This window comes from Psychromonas arctica (assembly GCF_036697365.1).
Lineage (GTDB): Bacteria > Pseudomonadota > Gammaproteobacteria > Enterobacterales > Psychromonadaceae > Psychromonas > Psychromonas arctica_A.
In genome coordinates this window covers 1-1,970 of the sequence record NZ_JBAHZA010000036.1, presented here as the reverse complement: position 1 = coordinate 1,970, position 1,970 = coordinate 1, and the positions used below count along the sequence as shown (strand labels likewise).

3 protein-coding genes and 1 pseudogene are annotated in these 1,970 nt (G+C 33.6%); all 4 read left to right on the top strand.

The window, feature by feature from the left end:
• Window positions 1-216 (top strand): annotated as a pseudogene (locus V5290_RS17155) (transposase); the annotation flags it as partial.
• A 284-nt stretch (window positions 217-500) separates the two neighbouring features.
• Window positions 501-944, top strand: coding sequence for a hypothetical protein (locus V5290_RS17150; protein ID WP_333388698.1), 444 nt, complete (start codon window positions 501-503; stop codon window positions 942-944).
• A 91-nt stretch (window positions 945-1,035) separates the two neighbouring features.
• Window positions 1,036-1,740: a hypothetical protein gene (locus tag V5290_RS17145; protein ID WP_333388695.1), complete on the top strand. Its 705-nt coding sequence runs from the start codon at window positions 1,036-1,038 to the stop codon at window positions 1,738-1,740.
• Window positions 1,741-1,782: 42 nt separating this feature from the next.
• Window positions 1,783-1,917, top strand: a complete 135-nt coding sequence (locus V5290_RS17140; RefSeq protein ID WP_333388692.1) for a hypothetical protein — start codon at window positions 1,783-1,785, stop codon at window positions 1,915-1,917.
• Window positions 1,918-1,970 lie beyond the last annotated feature (53 nt).

Sequence of the window (1,970 nt, the reverse complement as noted above, 5' to 3'; positions counted from 1 at the left end):
TGTATTTCGCGTTGTGTTCGCAGAGCTTACTTGTGTGGTGAAGATAAATACACCGAAAAATCCTTTGAACATCGCCGTCAGTGGGTTGTTGAGCGAATGCATTACCTCGCTTCTCTTTTTAATATTGATATCTGTGCTTACGCTATCATGTTGAACCATTATCTTCAGGTATTACACCTATATGAACAACGTAAAGAGTGTGCATATAGGTCATAGTTTTTATTTTTAAATAAAATGAATAACCTTATCTCGAAAATTACCTCTGAAGAGTTGATTAAAACTTTCCCATTTTCCATTTGGTAATGCTTCGCAAACATCTACCTTTGAAGGCATATCTCTTAATTTAGTAAATGTTAAATGAAAAAATGAAAAAATGAAAAAATGAAAAAATTTATAGGTGCTAAAACTTAGTTATTTGAAATAGATTTAGTGATTATAAAAGTGAGTAAGACTATTTTTATTATTGGTTGTATTGGGGGATTTTTATTGTTGGACACTCTTTGGGAGGAGGGCTAGCAAGTGCAGGAGTCGGTGTTTCTGGTCATAAAGGTTATACATTTAATGCCGCCGGTTTACATCCTAATACAGTTAAAAATTTTGGTGGACTAGCTAACGATAAAATATCTGAATTAATGGTTTCTCAATCAGTTACTGGTGAGTTTTTAACTGGAGCACAAAAATATGGAAATGTAGCATTATCAGCTATGTCTGGTTACATTGGAAATGCCTTAGGTGGCCCATTAGCTGGTATTGCTGCAATGGCAGCTAAAGGGCTTCTCGCTAATGTACCTGAAGCATTAGGTGAAATGAAATCATTACCGGGTACCGGATTCAACCCCATAGAACGTCATGGTATGAATCAAGTAATCGCAGGAATTGGATCACAAAAAGATGAAGATATTAAAATCTTAGAAAATTATGGTGGTACTTATAATGGATATTAAAAGAAAGCTATTGAGAAAGATCAGATTTTTTAATCGATCGATATTTATTTTAAGCCTGTGCTTTACGAGTGCATGTTGTTTTGGAGATAAAATGAAAATAAGTAATTACTTTGATAATAATATGGCCTTACTACTTAATGAAATCGAAAAGGGTAATAAATTCACATCTGAACAGCTGATAAAAGATGGCTCTAATTTAAATAGTTATGGAAAAGAAGGAGTTACACCTCTCTTCTTACTTATAATAAATAAAGACCTTGATGCAATTGAACTTGCATTGGAACTTGGAGCTGATCCTAATTTCATTTCTGGCAACAATGATCACCCTATTGCTTATATCGTTGGTGATGGTGATGATCATATTTTAAAATTACTTCTTAAGTATGGCGGAAACCCAAACGCTGTTGACCATAATGCTTATCCTGTTATTTTTAGAGCAATTGGTCATGATAATTGGAACCATATTAACATTTTATTAAAAGCTGGTGTGGATTTGAATTTAACTAATAAAGCTAATGATAATTCAGCTTTATATTCAACTTCACTCAATAAATTTGAATTTACTTTTAGATTAATTGAATTAGGTGCAGATTATCACAAGCCTAATAAAGTAGGCGCCACTATTGCTAATAGAATAGAAAAAAAATTATCTAGAAACCTTCTCAGTCCCGAATTTGAAGCTTATGGCTGGGCTATTAAAACAAAAGAGCTTTTGATTAGTAAAGGTGTTAGGTTCCCTCCATATTCACCTAAAGAAGTACGTGAAAGAATAAAAAATGGTGAATCTATCAATTAAATAGGTAGATTCTATTAGGATTTTTAAAGTTGAGAGGTAGCTATGGCGCAACCAGCAGCCACAATCGGTAGTTTACATGTATGCCCGAAAACAACAGGTACAGTCCCTCATGTTGGAGGAAGATCTGGGAAGATCTGGACACCGACACCCAATAATTTGAATAATTGCCATCGTTAAACTATCTTTTATAAATGCGTGTTTTTGCATTTAGGAGGTAGTTTATTATGACT